Origin of the sequence: uncultured Thiodictyon sp. (assembly GCF_903946935.1) — a bacterium.
GTDB lineage: Bacteria > Pseudomonadota > Gammaproteobacteria > Chromatiales > Chromatiaceae > Thiodictyon.
The window spans coordinates 1-13,172 of the sequence record NZ_CAJAXH010000257.1; the positions used below are offsets into that span (position 1 = coordinate 1).

General features: G+C 66.4%; 10 protein-coding genes. 5 read left to right on the forward strand and 5 right to left on the reverse strand.

Annotated elements, in window-relative coordinates; all coding sequences use genetic code 11:
- Positions 1 to 307 precede the first annotated feature (307 nt).
- From QZX93_RS22870 to metG, 4 genes are all read right to left on the reverse strand, one after another.
- The gene (locus QZX93_RS22870) at positions 308 to 622 is read right to left on the reverse strand and encodes a type II toxin-antitoxin system VapC family toxin (protein ID WP_295383715.1); all 315 of its coding nucleotides are present in this window, start codon (positions 620 to 622) and stop codon (positions 308 to 310) included.
- A 148-nt stretch (positions 623 to 770) separates the two neighbouring features.
- On the reverse strand, positions 771 to 1,025 hold the full coding sequence (locus QZX93_RS22875) for a type II toxin-antitoxin system Phd/YefM family antitoxin (protein ID WP_295383717.1): 255 nt from the start codon (positions 1,023 to 1,025) through the stop codon (positions 771 to 773).
- Between the two features lie 255 nt (positions 1,026 to 1,280).
- Positions 1,281 to 3,470 (reverse strand): alpha-amylase family glycosyl hydrolase, encoded by a 2,190-nt coding sequence (locus QZX93_RS22880; RefSeq protein ID WP_295383719.1) that lies wholly within the window; start codon positions 3,468 to 3,470, stop codon positions 1,281 to 1,283.
- Between the two features lie 162 nt (positions 3,471 to 3,632).
- Complete coding sequence (gene metG, locus QZX93_RS22885; protein WP_295383721.1) at positions 3,633 to 5,708, reverse strand: methionine--tRNA ligase; 2,076 nt, start codon at positions 5,706 to 5,708, stop codon at positions 3,633 to 3,635.
- Between the two features lie 214 nt (positions 5,709 to 5,922).
- Here metG and apbC point away from each other — a divergent pair, with 214 nt between their 5' ends.
- From apbC to QZX93_RS22910, 5 genes are all read left to right on the forward strand, one after another.
- On the forward strand, positions 5,923 to 7,014 hold the full coding sequence (gene apbC / locus QZX93_RS22890; protein ID WP_295383724.1) for an iron-sulfur cluster carrier protein ApbC: 1,092 nt from the start codon (positions 5,923 to 5,925) through the stop codon (positions 7,012 to 7,014).
- A 189-nt stretch (positions 7,015 to 7,203) separates the two neighbouring features.
- Complete coding sequence (locus tag QZX93_RS22895) at positions 7,204 to 7,632, forward strand: DUF1640 domain-containing protein (RefSeq protein ID WP_295383726.1); 429 nt, start codon at positions 7,204 to 7,206, stop codon at positions 7,630 to 7,632.
- A 154-nt stretch (positions 7,633 to 7,786) separates the two neighbouring features.
- Positions 7,787 to 8,659 carry an AAA family ATPase gene (locus tag QZX93_RS22900; RefSeq protein ID WP_295383728.1) on the forward strand — a complete coding sequence of 291 codons (873 nt, stop codon included), beginning with the start codon at positions 7,787 to 7,789 and terminating at the stop codon, positions 8,657 to 8,659.
- Positions 8,656 to 11,061 carry a polysaccharide biosynthesis tyrosine autokinase gene (locus QZX93_RS22905; protein WP_295383730.1) on the forward strand — a complete coding sequence of 802 codons (2,406 nt, stop codon included), beginning with the start codon at positions 8,656 to 8,658 and terminating at the stop codon, positions 11,059 to 11,061. The genes QZX93_RS22900 and QZX93_RS22905 overlap by 4 nt, the downstream gene beginning before the upstream one ends.
- A gap of 311 nt (positions 11,062 to 11,372) precedes the next feature.
- Positions 11,373 to 12,440 carry a polysaccharide biosynthesis/export family protein gene (locus QZX93_RS22910; RefSeq protein ID WP_295383732.1) on the forward strand — a complete coding sequence of 356 codons (1,068 nt, stop codon included), beginning with the start codon at positions 11,373 to 11,375 and terminating at the stop codon, positions 12,438 to 12,440.
- 50 nt (positions 12,441 to 12,490) lie between these two features.
- On the opposite strand, the gene QZX93_RS22915 is transcribed toward QZX93_RS22910, so the two are convergent.
- Positions 12,491 to 13,153 (reverse strand): D-alanyl-D-alanine carboxypeptidase, encoded by a 663-nt coding sequence (locus tag QZX93_RS22915; protein WP_295394961.1) that lies wholly within the window; start codon positions 13,151 to 13,153, stop codon positions 12,491 to 12,493.
- Between the last annotated feature and the right edge of the window lie 19 nt (positions 13,154 to 13,172).

The following is a 13,172-nucleotide window of genomic DNA, read 5'->3' on the forward strand; positions in this document are numbered from 1 at the left end:
CCGGTGTAGTTCAGCCGCAGGGTCGTGGCGACCTTGCTCACCCCATGGCGGGCGGCCAGTTCAACCGCACGCGACCAGAGTTCCTCGGGAATGCGCGCGCCCGGCGACGTGGTGCTGCGCCAGTGGGCAACGGCTGCGGCCGTCTGCGCCAGATCGGCAGCGGCGGGGAGTAGTGACATCGTAGAGCCTCCGGATCACCAAAAACGGGGCTCCTACGCTACCGGGCCAGGGACGGGATTTCATGCAGCCTTACCGGAAGGACACCATGCACCCGCCGCGGCCGGGGGGCTGCTTCTACGTCACACAATCACAGACCCCAGCCCCATGGATCGAGGACCGATACCCCGGAGGGCTCGAAATCGCGGACATTCCGGGTCACGACCGTCATCCCATGCACCAGTGCAGTGGCGGCAATGAACGAGTCGCGCAGTGGGCGGGGGTCCGGGACATGAAGCCGCGCGCTGCCCCGGGCCACCGCGGTATCCACAGACAGGACGCGACCGGCAAAGGCGGGGATGACATAGCGCTCCAACCAGGCACGGAGCATCGCCCCTTGGGTCGGGTCGCGACGCTCGGCCAGCAAGACGCCAATCTCCAGTTCCTGGATCGTGATCGCGGACAAGAAGAGATCTCCAGTTCCTGGATCGTGATCGCGGACAAGAAGAGATCCGGGGTGTCGACACTGTCCGCCCAGACGGCCACCCGGGTGTCCGCCTTACCGGAGCGGACCTTGCGCAGTTCAGAGATAACGTTGGTGTCGAGCAGGTACATCAGGTGATGTCCGCGGGCCGGGGTTGTTCATCCCAGCGGGGGATCTCCAACTCCACCTGGTCGATGCCCGGCATCGCCAACAGGTCCGCGATCTTGCGACCGCCGCCCGCGATCCGTCGATACTCCTCGATGGTCAATAGGACATGCGCCGGGCGACCGCGATCGGTGATGATCACCGGCCCGCTTCTGGCGGCATTCTTGGCCCCACTCGTATCCTGATTGAACTCGCGGCTTGAAATCGTCGTGATCGTCATCGGTGCGCCCCGCAAAACAACTGCATGTAGATACGTTACTACGCGCGCGCGGATGGTTCAAGGTCGTCGTGGATCGTTCAAAAAAGGCCCCGCCGAAGCGGGGCTCGCCGTCACCAAACCGGCGACGCCTTGCGGCTTACGCCATGGGACCCATGCCACCGCCGCAGGACAGTGGGACCCGGCGGCCTCGGGGGCGCAGAGCGCCCGACACAGGCGTGACACCGCTGGAGCGGTGTCACGAGGGGAGGCGTGCGATCAGCGCAGGTAGGCGCCATCCTCGCCAATCTTGCCGGGACCATTCAGCACATAGATGCCGGCGGAGTTGGCACGGACATGGAAGCTCAGGTGGCCACCGCCGACCTGGACCTCGTGGCCGGTCACGGCATCGCGGTAAGTGCCGTCGGGCACGCCGTCAACCGTGACCTGCTGGTCTGAGCCGATGGCGAGGCCAACCACGGCATAGTCACCCTGTTCAGAAAGGTCACGCACAAAGCTCATCCCACTCCCCCACTCCGACACCCGGGTCATCGGCGCCTTTTGCAGCGCGGGCACGGCGCGGCGGATCTGGTTCAGGCGCCGGATGTGCTGATAGAGTGGGTGGGCCTGGGTGGCGCCGATGGCCTCATCGGTCAGGTGGTCGCCGAAATAGGCACGCCCGGTCTGGTCGAGCGTGTCACGCTCGCCCTCTACGTCCTGGGGGGCGCCCTTCATGAATTCGATCTCCTCGCCGTAATACAGACAAGGGATACCGCGCGCGGTCCAGATCAGGTTATAGGCGGCGGCGGCCATCCATTGGTCGCCCTTGAAGCGGTATTTGAAGTCGTTGTCGGGCCCCACGTCGTGATTTTGCAGGAAGGTGACCAGGCGGGTCGCATCGCCATAGATCCAGTCCATGCCGAGGATCTGCGCGGTGCCGCCATAGGTCCCCTTGCTCACCGTGTCACGGAAGGTGGAGAAGAGCCCGAAGTCCAGCACCGAAAAGCCGGAGTCACCGCCGGCGTTGGGGTCGCGCGGGTCATGCCCCAGGCGCGTATACCACCAGGGGCGGATCTGGCTGGGTCCATTGTCGCCGCCGCCGAGATCCCCCCAGCCATAACCCTTTACCAGGTTCTCGCCGAAGACGAAGAGCCCCGGCTTGTGGGCCTTCCAGGCGTTGACGTATTCGAGCAGGTTGTCGCGCTCCACGTGCTTGACGGTATCGATGCGCAGCGCATCGACGCCGAGGTCCAGATAGCGGTTGATGGACCCGATGAGATAGTCCTTGACGTTCTGCCGGTCGGTGGCGAGATCAATGCAATCACCGGCCAGATGCTTGTGCTGCAACGGCCAGGTGCTCTCCCAGTCGCCACCGCAGATGAAGCCCTCCTGGTGGTACCAGTTGGGGTCCAGTTGATTGGCGTCGACACCGAAGAAGCGGCCCGGGTTGTAGCCGGGCTTCGGCACCGTCTCCCCGGTCTTGGGGTCGACCAGCGGCTCCAGGCCCTGCGGGTCACGGGCGTGCCGCTCCCGCCACCAGTCCGGGGCCAGCGGGTTGTCGATGTCGTCCCGGTTGGGGCAGGCGTAGTTCCCCAGGTTGCCCTGGTAGGGGCCGTGATCCACCCGGCCCTGCTCTGAGCCTTGGGGGACATAATATTTGATCGGCAGGTGGTCGATGTGGACCTGGCCGCGGATACCGTACTGACAGGAGTGATTGACCACCACGTCCTGGATGATCTTGATCCCCTTGGCATGGGCGGCGTCGATCAGGTCCTTGTAGGTCGCCCCGGGCGACTCCAGCCGTGGGTCGATGCGCGTCCAGTCGTAGGCGTGATAGCCGTGATAGTCGAGCCCGGAGCGGTTCTCTACCGGCGGGGTGATCCAGATGGCGGTGAAGCCCAGGTCGCGGATGTAGTCCAGACGCGCGATCAGGCCCTTGAAGTCGCCGCGCCAGTGGGGATCGGTGGCCTGGCCGTGTTCGTCGAAACGGATGCGGTCGCGGCAAAAGAAGCTGTTGCTCGGGTCGCCGTCATAGAAGCGGGTGGTGAGGAGGAAATAGATGGTCTCCTCGCGGAAGTCGGTCCGCTCGGACACCGGGGCCAGCCGGTCGGGGACGGTTGGGCGCGGCACCGGTGGGGGTGCCGGCCGGGCCGGCGTACCGGCGGGCGGCACCTGGTCATGCCAGCGACCGACGGCATCCAGCCAACCGCTGCGCTCGCGGGTGAAGTCCGGGGTCTGATGGCCCTGCCCATCCGTGAACAGCAGCCGCACCGAGCGCGTCGCCGGGAAGCGGTAGAGCCACCAGCCCGGGCGCCGCGGGTCGGGCGCCATCGCCACCCCCGGCCAGTCGCTGCCGGCGCCGCCGGGGGACTGTTCCCAGAAGTGGACACGCAGCGGCTCGGCCCAGCCCGCGGGGCGTTCGCAGGCGACGACGAGTTCGGTGGCCTGGGGGTGGTTCTGTTTGGGCATGACAGGTCCTGGGTGTGGCGAACCGCCGGTGCGGTTCCGCATGAATCGATCGCTGGTCCGCACAGCGGACCCTACGGCTTGGCGCCGCGCCCCTAGGGTCCGCTGCGCGGACCGATAGGCGTCGGCGCTCGCGGCAACCCCGTCGCGGCCGGGGGGCCGCTCCTACTTGATCTTCATCCCCGGCTCGGCGCCCGCGTCGGGGGAGAGGATGAAGAGGTCCTTGCCGCCCGGCCCGGCCGCCAGGACCATCCCCTCGGAGACGCCGAAGCGCATCTTGCGCGGGGCCAGGTTGGCGACCATGACGGTGAGGGACCCCACCAGATCGGACGGGGTATAGGCGGAGCGGATGCCGGCGAAGACCTGGCGGGTCTCGCCACCCAGGTCGAGCGTCAGGGACAGCAGCTTGTCGGCCCCCTCCACCAGGTCGGCCGCGACGATGCGCGCCACCCGCAGGTCGATCTTGGCAAAGGTATCGAAGTCGATGGTCGGTGCGATGGGGTCGCGCGTCAGGTGGGCGGCCGTATCCGCCTGGGCCAGGACCTCGCCCTTGTCCGTCGCGGGGACGACCTGGTGCGACAGGTCCTCTTTGGATGCCTCCAACAGGGCGGCGACCTGTGCCGGTTCCACCCGGGTCATCAGCGGTTTGAAGGGGGCGATCACATGGTCCAGCAGCGGCAGACTCAGATCGGCCCAGGCGAGTGGCTGGACCTGAAGGAAGGCTTCAGAGGCCTCGGCGGTGCCCGGCAGGATGGGCCGCAGCCAGCCGATAAGCAGCCGGAACAGATTGAGCCCCATGGTGCAGATGTCCTGGAGCTCGGCCTCCCGCCCGGGCTGCTTGGCCACCACCCAGGGCGCCTGTTCGTCGATGTACTGGTTCGCCCGGTCCGCCATCGCCATGATCTCGCGCACCGCCCGGCTGTATTCGCGCCGCTCGTAGGCGTCCGCGATGGAATCGCCGGCGACCACGAACTGTGCGAACAGGACCGGGTCCGGCAGGGCCGCGCAGAGGCGCCCGTCGAACCGCTTGGTGATGAAGCCGGCGGAGCGACTGGCGATATTCACCACCTTGCCCACCAGGTCCGCGTTCACCCGCGCCTGGAAATCCTCCAGATTCAGATCGAGATCGTCCACCCCGGAACCCAGCTTGGCCGCAAAGTAATAGCGTAGATACTCGGGGTTCAGGTGGTCCAGATAGGTCCGCGCCTTGATGAAGGTGCCGCGCGACTTGGACATCTTGGCCCCGTCCACGGTGAGGAAGCCGTGGGCAAAGACCGCCGAGGGGACGCGAAAACCGGCACCAAAGAGCATCGCCGGCCAGAACAGCGCGTGGAAATAGATGATGTCCTTGCCGATGAAGTGGTACAGCTCGGCCTTGGAATCCGGCGCCCAGAAGCGGTCGAAGTCGAGCCCCGCCGCCTGCCCGCGCGGGCTGTCGCACAGATTTTGAAAGCTCGCCATGTAGCCGATCGGGGCGTCCAGCCAGACATAGAAGAACTTGCCCGGGTGGTCCGGGATCTCAAAGCCGAAATAGGGCGCGTCGCGCGAGATGTCCCACTCCTGGAGCCCGGACTCGAACCACTCGCCGAGCTTGTTGGCGACCTCCTTCTGGAGACTGCCGCCGCGCGTCCAGGCGTGGAGCATGTCATCGAAGTCGGCGAGCTTGAAGAAGAAGTGATCCGATTCGCGCTGCTCGGGCACCGCGCCTGAGACCGCCGAGCGCGGGTTCTTCAGCTCGCTGGGCGAGTAGCTTGCACCGCACGCCTCGCAATTGTCGCCGTACTGGTCCGGGGCGCCGCACTTGGGGCACTCCCCTTTGATGAAACGGTCGGGCAGGAACATCTGCTCCACCGGGTCGTAGGCCTGGGTGATGGTGCGCCGCGCGATGTGTCCGGCGTCGCGGTTGCGCGCATAGATCAGGCACGCGTAGTGGCGGTTCTCGTCCGAGTGGGTCGAGTGATAGTTGTCGAAGGCGACCCGGAAGTCGGCAAAGTCCGCCTGGTGCTCCGCCGCCACCCGGGCGATCAGGTCCTCCGGGGCGATCCCCTCCTGGCGTGCCTTGAGCATGATCGGCGTGCCGTGGGCATCGTCCGCGCAGACATACCAGCAGCGCTCGCCGCGCATCCGCTGGAAGCGCGCCCAGATGTCGGTCTGGATGTACTCCACCAGGTGGCCGATGTGGATGGGCCCGTTGGCATAGGGCAGCGCGCTGGTGATCAGGATCTCGCGGGGGTCGCTCATGGCAGGGCTCGGTGGGGTGCGTGAAGGGGGTATCTAAGGGAAAGTGGTGCAGTATCTCACGAGCGGGCGCGGGCCGACCAACGGCGCCGCCCTTGATTTAGTGCGGCCCGGGACCGATTTCCGGGCCTTATCATCGGCGGGCGGAGAGCGCAACGTCGGACACACTACGCGCGCCGGCCCCCGCCGGTGCGCGATCGAAGATACGGAGCAGAGCATGGCTGAAGTGACGAAAGAATTGGTCGAGGCGGCAATCAAGGGTTACGTGGAGCCGCACCTCCAACGCGACTTGGTCGCCGCCGGGGCGATCAAAGGCATCGCGATCGAGGGCGACCAAGTCCGGGTCACCGTGGTCCTGGGCTTCCCCGCCAAGGGCATCCAGGAATCCCTGGCCGAGGCGGTGAAGTCGCAGGTGATGACGATCCCCGGGGTCGCACAGGTCGCGGTGGATGTCAGTTGGAAGATCGTCGCCCACGGGGTCCAGAAGGCCTTAAAGCCGATCGATCAGGTGAAGAACATCATCGCCGTGGCCTCCGGCAAGGGCGGCGTCGGCAAGTCCACCACCGCGGTCAACCTGGCGCTGGCACTGATCGCCGAGGGCGCGCGGGTCGGCCTGCTGGATGCCGACATCTACGGCCCCTCCCAGCCGCGGATGCTCGGGATCACCGGCAAGCCCGAGGTCACCGGGGACAACAGCCTGGACCCGATGGTGGCCTACGACCTCCAGGCCATGTCCATCGGCTTCCTCATCGACGAGGAGACGCCGATGATCTGGCGCGGCCCCATGGTGACACAGGCCCTGGAGCAGCTCCTGAACGACACCAACTGGTCGGACCTGGACTATCTGGTGATCGACCTGCCCCCGGGCACCGGCGACACCCAGTTGACGCTGGCCCAGAAGGTGCCGGTTTCCGGTGCGGTGATCGTCACCACACCCCAGGACATTGCGCTGCTGGACGCCCGCAAGGGGCTCAAGATGTTCCAGAAGGTGCAGGTGCCGGTGCTCGGCGTGGTGGAGAACATGTCCATCCACATCTGCTCCAAGTGCGGCAACGAGGAGTTCATCTTCGGCTCCGGCGGCGGGCAGAGCATGGCGGATCAGTACGAGATCGACCTGCTGGGGTCACTGCCGCTCGACATCCACATCCGCGAGGAGACCGACAGCGGCAAGCCCACGGTGGTCGCCCAGCCGGACTCACGCGCCACCGCGATCTATCGGGAGATCGCCCGCCGGACCGCGGCCAAGCTGTCGTTGACCGCCAAGGACTATGCGTCCAAGTTCCCGCGGATCGTGATTCAGAACAACTGAGCCTTGGGCGGCGGCCGGCGTCCGCGTTGGTTGCGGGGCCGGGGTCGCCGCCCGAGTGGCGGAACCTTCCGGCACGGGGCGGCGATTGCCTGGTAGCCGCCCGCGTTGTTTGGAGTCCAAGGCTTCAGCCTTGGATCTCGGCTACACTATCGCCACTCCTCCTGCATTAGACCCTAATAAACCAATCCCATGGGCTCTGTTGTCGAACTCTACGAGGCCCTGGCCAACGCGCCGGACGAGCGCACGCGGGCGCGGGTGATCGCCGGTGCCTTCGAGCGTCTGGAAGAGCGTTACCCGCACCTGCCGGACCTGGTGACCCACCAACAGTTACGCGAGACCGAGTTGCGGTTGCAAAAGGAGATCGAACAATTGCGCTCCGACCTGACCTTGCAGATCGAGCAGTTACGGGGCGAGGTCAGGACCGACATCGAACAGTTACGGGGCGAGGTCAAGACCGACATCGAGCAGTTACGAGGCGAGGTCAAGACCGATATCGAGCGCCTGCGCGGTGAGCTCACGACCGCGATCGAGCGCAGCCGCAACACCCTGCTGATGTGGCTCATCCCGCTCATGTTCGCCCAGACCGGCGCCTTGGCGGCGATGATCAAGCTGCTGTGAGGGCGGGGCCGACCAGCCGACTGCGGGTCCCGGACATCGTCCGGATGCAGACCCGGGCGCGCCTGGAGCGTGATTAAATTCCCCGCCGAACCCATATACTAGGCCCTTAATCCCAGTCCGCTGACCCTTCGGCACCGATGTAGGCACACCTGGCATGGCCGGTATCCCTGAGCCACTACTGACCGCACACAACCCGCCCGCACCGCCGTTCGACAACACCCGCGACACGCGCTACTTTTTTCCGTCGGCGGGGCATGCGGAGGCCCTGTCGCGCCTGATGTTTCTCGCCGAGGACCGCAACATGGGCATGGGCCTGCTGACCGGGGAGATCGGCTCGGGCAAGACCATGCTGCGCACCGTGTTGCACGCCCGACTCTCGCCGGAGACCCACACGCGGGTCAGTATCGAGAACAGCCTGCTCGGCTTCGACGACCTGCTGCTGGAGATTCTGAGCCAGATCCAGGGCCAGCGCCTGCGCGCCGCGGACTATCCGGATCGCTACAGTCGCCTGGCCGCCTTCAAGCGGGTGCTGACCGAACAGGTCGCCGGACACGGGCGCCATCTGGTCATCCTGCTGGACGAGGCCCAGCAGCTCGACCTGCCCTGCCTGGAGTCCGTCAAGGGGCTCACCAATATCGCCTCGGAGCGCCAGAATTTCCTGACCGTCATCCTGGTCGGCCAGCCGGAACTGCGCGAGCGACTGCAAGGCCTGCCCCAGGTGGATCAGCGGGTGAGCCTGCGCTTTCACCTCGCCGCCCTGACGGTGGACGAGACCCGGGAGTATGTGCGCCACCGCCTCAGCGTCTCCGGTTACCAGGGCGAGTTCCCCTTCGAGCCGGCGGCCCTGGAGGCCCTGTTTCGCGCCAGCCGGGGCATCCCGCGCGAGGTCAACCGCATCTGCAAGATCGCGTTGGCCCATCTCCTCACCGCGGGACTGGGGCGCTTCACCACGGACGCCATCGCCACCGTGGTGGCGGATCTGCGCCGCCACGGCGGTCTGTTCGACGGCGGGATCGATCCGCCGTGAGCCAGGAGCTGCGCATCCGCGACCGCGTGCGGGCCCAGGGCGCCGGCGCGACGCCGGACCCGGGGGAGGCCGCCTGGGACCTGCGCGAACCGGTCGAGCCTGGGTTCAACCTGGCCCCGTTGCCCGCCGCACCGGAGACCCCCGACGAGCCCCCCTCGCCCTTCGCCGGCTTCCCGGGCATGGGGGGCGAGGAGGAAGCGCCGCCCCCCAAGGGTCCGGGACTGGACCTCCAGCGTCTGATCCGCGGCATCCTCAAGCGCCTGTGGTTGGCGGTGGGGATCGCACTGGCGATCGCCGGTCTGTTCCTGGCAGGCGCACTGAGCCTCAAGTCCAAATGGGAGGCCGCGGCCTCCGTCATGCTGCACAGCCGCCAGGACCAATTCTCACTGGGCGGGGCCAAGCCGTTCGAACTACAGACCTACAACCTCAAGACCCTGCTTGACACCATCAAACTGCCAGACTCGCTGCTGGAAGTCGCCAAGGCACTCCAACTCGACGCCTCGCTGCGCACACTCGGCACGGCGATCAACGTGAAATCCGGCAAGGACTCGAGCCTCTTTCAGATTACCGCGATGTGGAATGACCCGGGGATCGCCGCCCAGATCGCCAACGCGGTGGCCGAGGGGCTGGTTGAGCGCAGTCGCAAGTTTCGGAGCGACGAGGCCGCGGACGCTTACGCCAACTACAGTAAGCAACTGGCAGCCGCCCGGGAGGAGCTGGACCGCGTCACCGCGCAGATGCGCACCTTTAAGACCGCGCACCAGGTCTCCGACATTAATGCCGAGACCCAGGTCCTGCTGGGGAGCCTGAGCCTGCTGGAGGCGGACCTCAACACCAAGACCGCCGAGCTCCAAGCCTATAAGCGGACCCTGATCGAGGTCGAGCAGGCGGTCAAGGGCGAGCCGGCCATGGTGGTCACCTCCTCGGTCTACCGCAATCCGCTCAAGACCCGGTTGAGCGATTACGAATGGCAATTGCAGGAGGCGCGCAGCCGCTATACCGAGCAGAACCCCAAGGTCATCAAGCTCCAGACCCGGGTCGATGTGCTCAAGCAAATGATTACCGAAAGCAAGGACGAGGGGGCGCCCGAGAACCTCTATTCGGCCAACGCCAAGCTCACTGACCTGCAAACGCGTCAGAGTACACTCACCAGCGACATCCGGGTACGCGAGGCGCAGATCGTGGCACTCACCGAGACGGTCGCACAAAACCGCGCCAAGCTCACTGCGCTCACGGCCGCGGAGAAGGAGTTCCAGTTGCTCAAGGCACGCATGGCGGCGGCAGAGAATCTGGTGGCGGGCCTGGTCGGGCGGATGGACGAGGCCGAGGTGATGATGCGGCGCAACGAGGCGGGCTTCGATCTGATCCAGCTGGCCACCGCGCCCACCGAACCGGCGCCATCGAAGAAAAAGATCATCGCCATCGCCGGGGTGGTGCTCGGCGGGGGGATCGGGCTTGGGGTCGCGCTACTCCTGGAACTGCTGGACCCCCTGCTGCGGACGCGCCGCGATGCACTGGGGATCATTCCGGGGCTCGAACTCGCCTGGGAGTTCCAGCAGGTCCCCGCGGGCGAGACGGCGCTGATCGACCCGCGGCGCCCCGCCGATCCGGTCGCCGACCTGTTCCGGCGGCTGATCAACGAGCTCGACACCCAATTGGAACCCGCCCACTGGCGCTGCCTGGGGATCACCAGTGCCGAACCCGCGGCCGGCCGCACCCTGGTCGCCACCAACCTGGCCCAGGCCCTGGCGCTGAAGGAGCTCCCGACGATCCTGGTCGACGCCGACCTGCGCCGCCTGGCTGGGGTGCATCCGGCCCCCTTGTTGGGCCTGCCCGCGGACCAATCCGGGCTGCTCCAGGCCCTGCGCGACGAGGCCCCGCTGACGAGCCTGCTGGCCGTCACTGCCACGCCGGACCTCGCCCTGCTGGCGGCCGGGTCCCCGCCGGGCGATTTGGCCTTGGACGCCCCGACGACTGGCGATGGGGCGGACGCCGACCCCGAGCAGGACGAGGGGCCGCCCGCCATCCAGCGCCCAGACCCCAATCTGATCGACCTGGGCACGCGGCAATTCCGCACCATTCTCGATACCCTGCGCGAGTCCGGCCGCAATCTGGTCTACGACCTGCCGCCCAGCAGCGCGCAAGAGACGGTGCTGGAGGCGGCCGCCAGCCTGGGCAACCTGCTGCTGGTGGCGCGCAGCGGCCAGACGACGCGCCAACAACTGCGCGAGACGGCCGAACTCCTGGAGGAACGCGGGGCCAAGGTCCAGGGTATCCTGGTCACCGATGTCCCTTATGAACTGCTGGAGGGTCCACCGCTGTTCCAGCCCGCGCCCAAGGCGTCGGCCCGGCGGCGCTGGTTGCACCGCTGGCGGCCGCGAACCCCGGCCAGTGAACCCTAAACCCAAGAAAGATCGGTTAAGCCGCAAATGAACGAAAAGAAACGCAAAATAGAATAGATTGTTATGGGTTTTACTCGAGCAAGCTCGGCTTACCCGCCGGCCCGGGGCCGGAGTCCAAGGCTTTAGCCTTGGATGGACAGGACCAAGGCTGAAGCCTTGGACTCCAGAAGATGGCCGCTGGCCGCAACGATGACCAAGGCCCCCGCCGGGTACAGTGTCCGCTTCATCTGCAAACGGATAACCTCCTGTATTTATTTGCGTTCGTTTGCGTTCATTTGCGGCCTAATGCTCTTTCTAGGTTGAATCCCCCGATGCCTGCTAACCGCCGCCCACCCCAGTCCGCCTTGCCGGTCATCGTCCTGTCGGCCGCCTTGGCGGTGGGCTGCGTCGGCGCCCCCCCGGCCGCCCCCCGGACGCACTCACCCACGGCCCCGGCGCCCGCCCAGCTCGACCGACGCCAGAGCGTCGACGAGCAACTGGCAGAACTCAATCGGATGGTCGCCGCCACCCGGGTGGTGCCCCGCCTGGGCAAAGGGGACGTGTTGAGCATCTCGGTATACGACGAGCCGGAACTCACCATCCCCGCGGTGCCGGTGCGCCCGGACGGCAAGATTTCGTTCCCCCTGGTCGGCGACGTGCAGGCCGAGGGGCACAGCGTCGACGAGTTATCCGCCGAACTCACGACCGGCCTGCGCAAGTATCTGCTCACCCCGCAGGTCACGGTCATCGTCACCGCCTTCAACAGCCTCTCCTATGTCATCAACGGCGAGGTGACCCACCCGGGCAGCTATCCGCTGATCACCGATGTGACCGTCAGCGCCGCGGTGGCCAAGGCCGGGGGGCTCAGTAAGGGGCAGTTTCGGGCCAGTTCGGTTGAATTGGCCGATCTCACCCACGCCCTGGTCGCGCGCCAAGGCAAGCTGCTGCCGGTCGACTTCGTGCGCCTGCTGCGTCAGGGCGACATGCGTTTCGACGTGGCATTGCAGTCGGGGGATTACATCAACATCCCCTCTGGCCTGTCCAAGGAGGTCTATATCATCGGCGAGGTCAAGACCCCCGCCCTCTTCGGCTTCCGCGACGAGATGCCGATGTCGAAAACACTGGCCCTGGCCGAGGGCTTCACCATCGATGCGGACCTCTCGCGCGTGCATGTCATCCGCGGGTCATTGAGCAATCCGACCCTGATCGTCGTCGACTTCAAGAAGGTGCTCGCCGGCGAGCTGCAGGACGTCCAACTGGAGCCCGGCGACGTGGTCTATGTCCCGCCCACCACACTCACCACCTGGACCCGGATGCTCGACAAGATCGTGCCCACCATCACCGCCATTCAGACCGGAGTGGTTTTCGCCAACTCGGTCAGCGGGGCCAAGGGGATGTAATCTTCGCTCTGAAAGTCCGCCGTAGGCGCGGCCCCCAGGCCGCGACACATTCAGGGCTTGCGCGCTTTAGCAGGGGCCGCCGCCTTGCGGCCGCCCGCCCCCGCTGCCGGCTCGCCATAGAGCCAGCGCAGCACCGCCTCCTCCACCGCCTTGCCGCGCCAGGTCTGTAGGCGCGGGTTGTTGATCAGCGAGACCATGATCCAGCGGCGCCCCGCCCGATCGTCCACAAAGCCGGCAAGCCCGGTGGCGCCGGCCATGGTACCGGTCTTCAGATGCCCATGCCCGCGCAGCGACTCGTGTTTGAAGCGGCGGTGCAGGGTGCCGTCCACGCCCAGGATCGGGAGCGACGCCATCAGCTCTGACATGCCCGGATTGGCATAGGCCCAGGCGAGCAGCCGCCCCATGCTGGCGGCGGCAATCCGGTCCTCGCGCGCGAGCCCGCTGCCGTTCTCGACCACCAGCTCGGGAAAATCCAGCCCCTGCTTGCCGAGCCATTCCTTGACCGCCGCCTGGCCATTGGCCGGCGTGGCCGGCGTGGCCGGGCGGCCAAAGCGCTCCATGCCGATGGTGAGGAACAGTGTACGGGCGATCAGGTTAGGCGATTTCCATATAATAGTTTCCCTGCTAGAATAGCAATGTTCCCAACAGATCGACCCACCAAGTGCATCTATGTTATCCGAGACCGAAACGGTTGTGCTGCCTTTGCTTCCCACGCAAATCGAAGACCTGAGA

Excerpts from the sequence above, each read along its gene's own strand:
- apbC (WP_295383724.1), top strand. The coding sequence starts at position 5,923 with ATGGCTGAAGTGACGAAAGAATTGGTCGAGGCGGCAATCAAGGGTTAC.
- QZX93_RS22900 (WP_295383728.1), top strand. The coding sequence starts at position 7,787 with ATGGCCGGTATCCCTGAGCCACTACTGACCGCACACAACCCGCCCGCA.
- metG (WP_295383721.1), bottom strand. The coding sequence starts at position 5,708 with ATGAGCGACCCCCGCGAGATCCTGATCACCAGCGCGCTGCCCTATGCC.
- QZX93_RS22875 (WP_295383717.1), bottom strand. The coding sequence starts at position 1,025 with ATGACGATCACGACGATTTCAAGCCGCGAGTTCAATCAGGATACGAGT.
- QZX93_RS22895 (WP_295383726.1), top strand. The coding sequence starts at position 7,204 with ATGGGCTCTGTTGTCGAACTCTACGAGGCCCTGGCCAACGCGCCGGAC.
- QZX93_RS22880 (WP_295383719.1), bottom strand. The coding sequence starts at position 3,470 with ATGCCCAAACAGAACCACCCCCAGGCCACCGAACTCGTCGTCGCCTGC.
- QZX93_RS22910 (WP_295383732.1), top strand. The coding sequence starts at position 11,373 with ATGCCTGCTAACCGCCGCCCACCCCAGTCCGCCTTGCCGGTCATCGTC.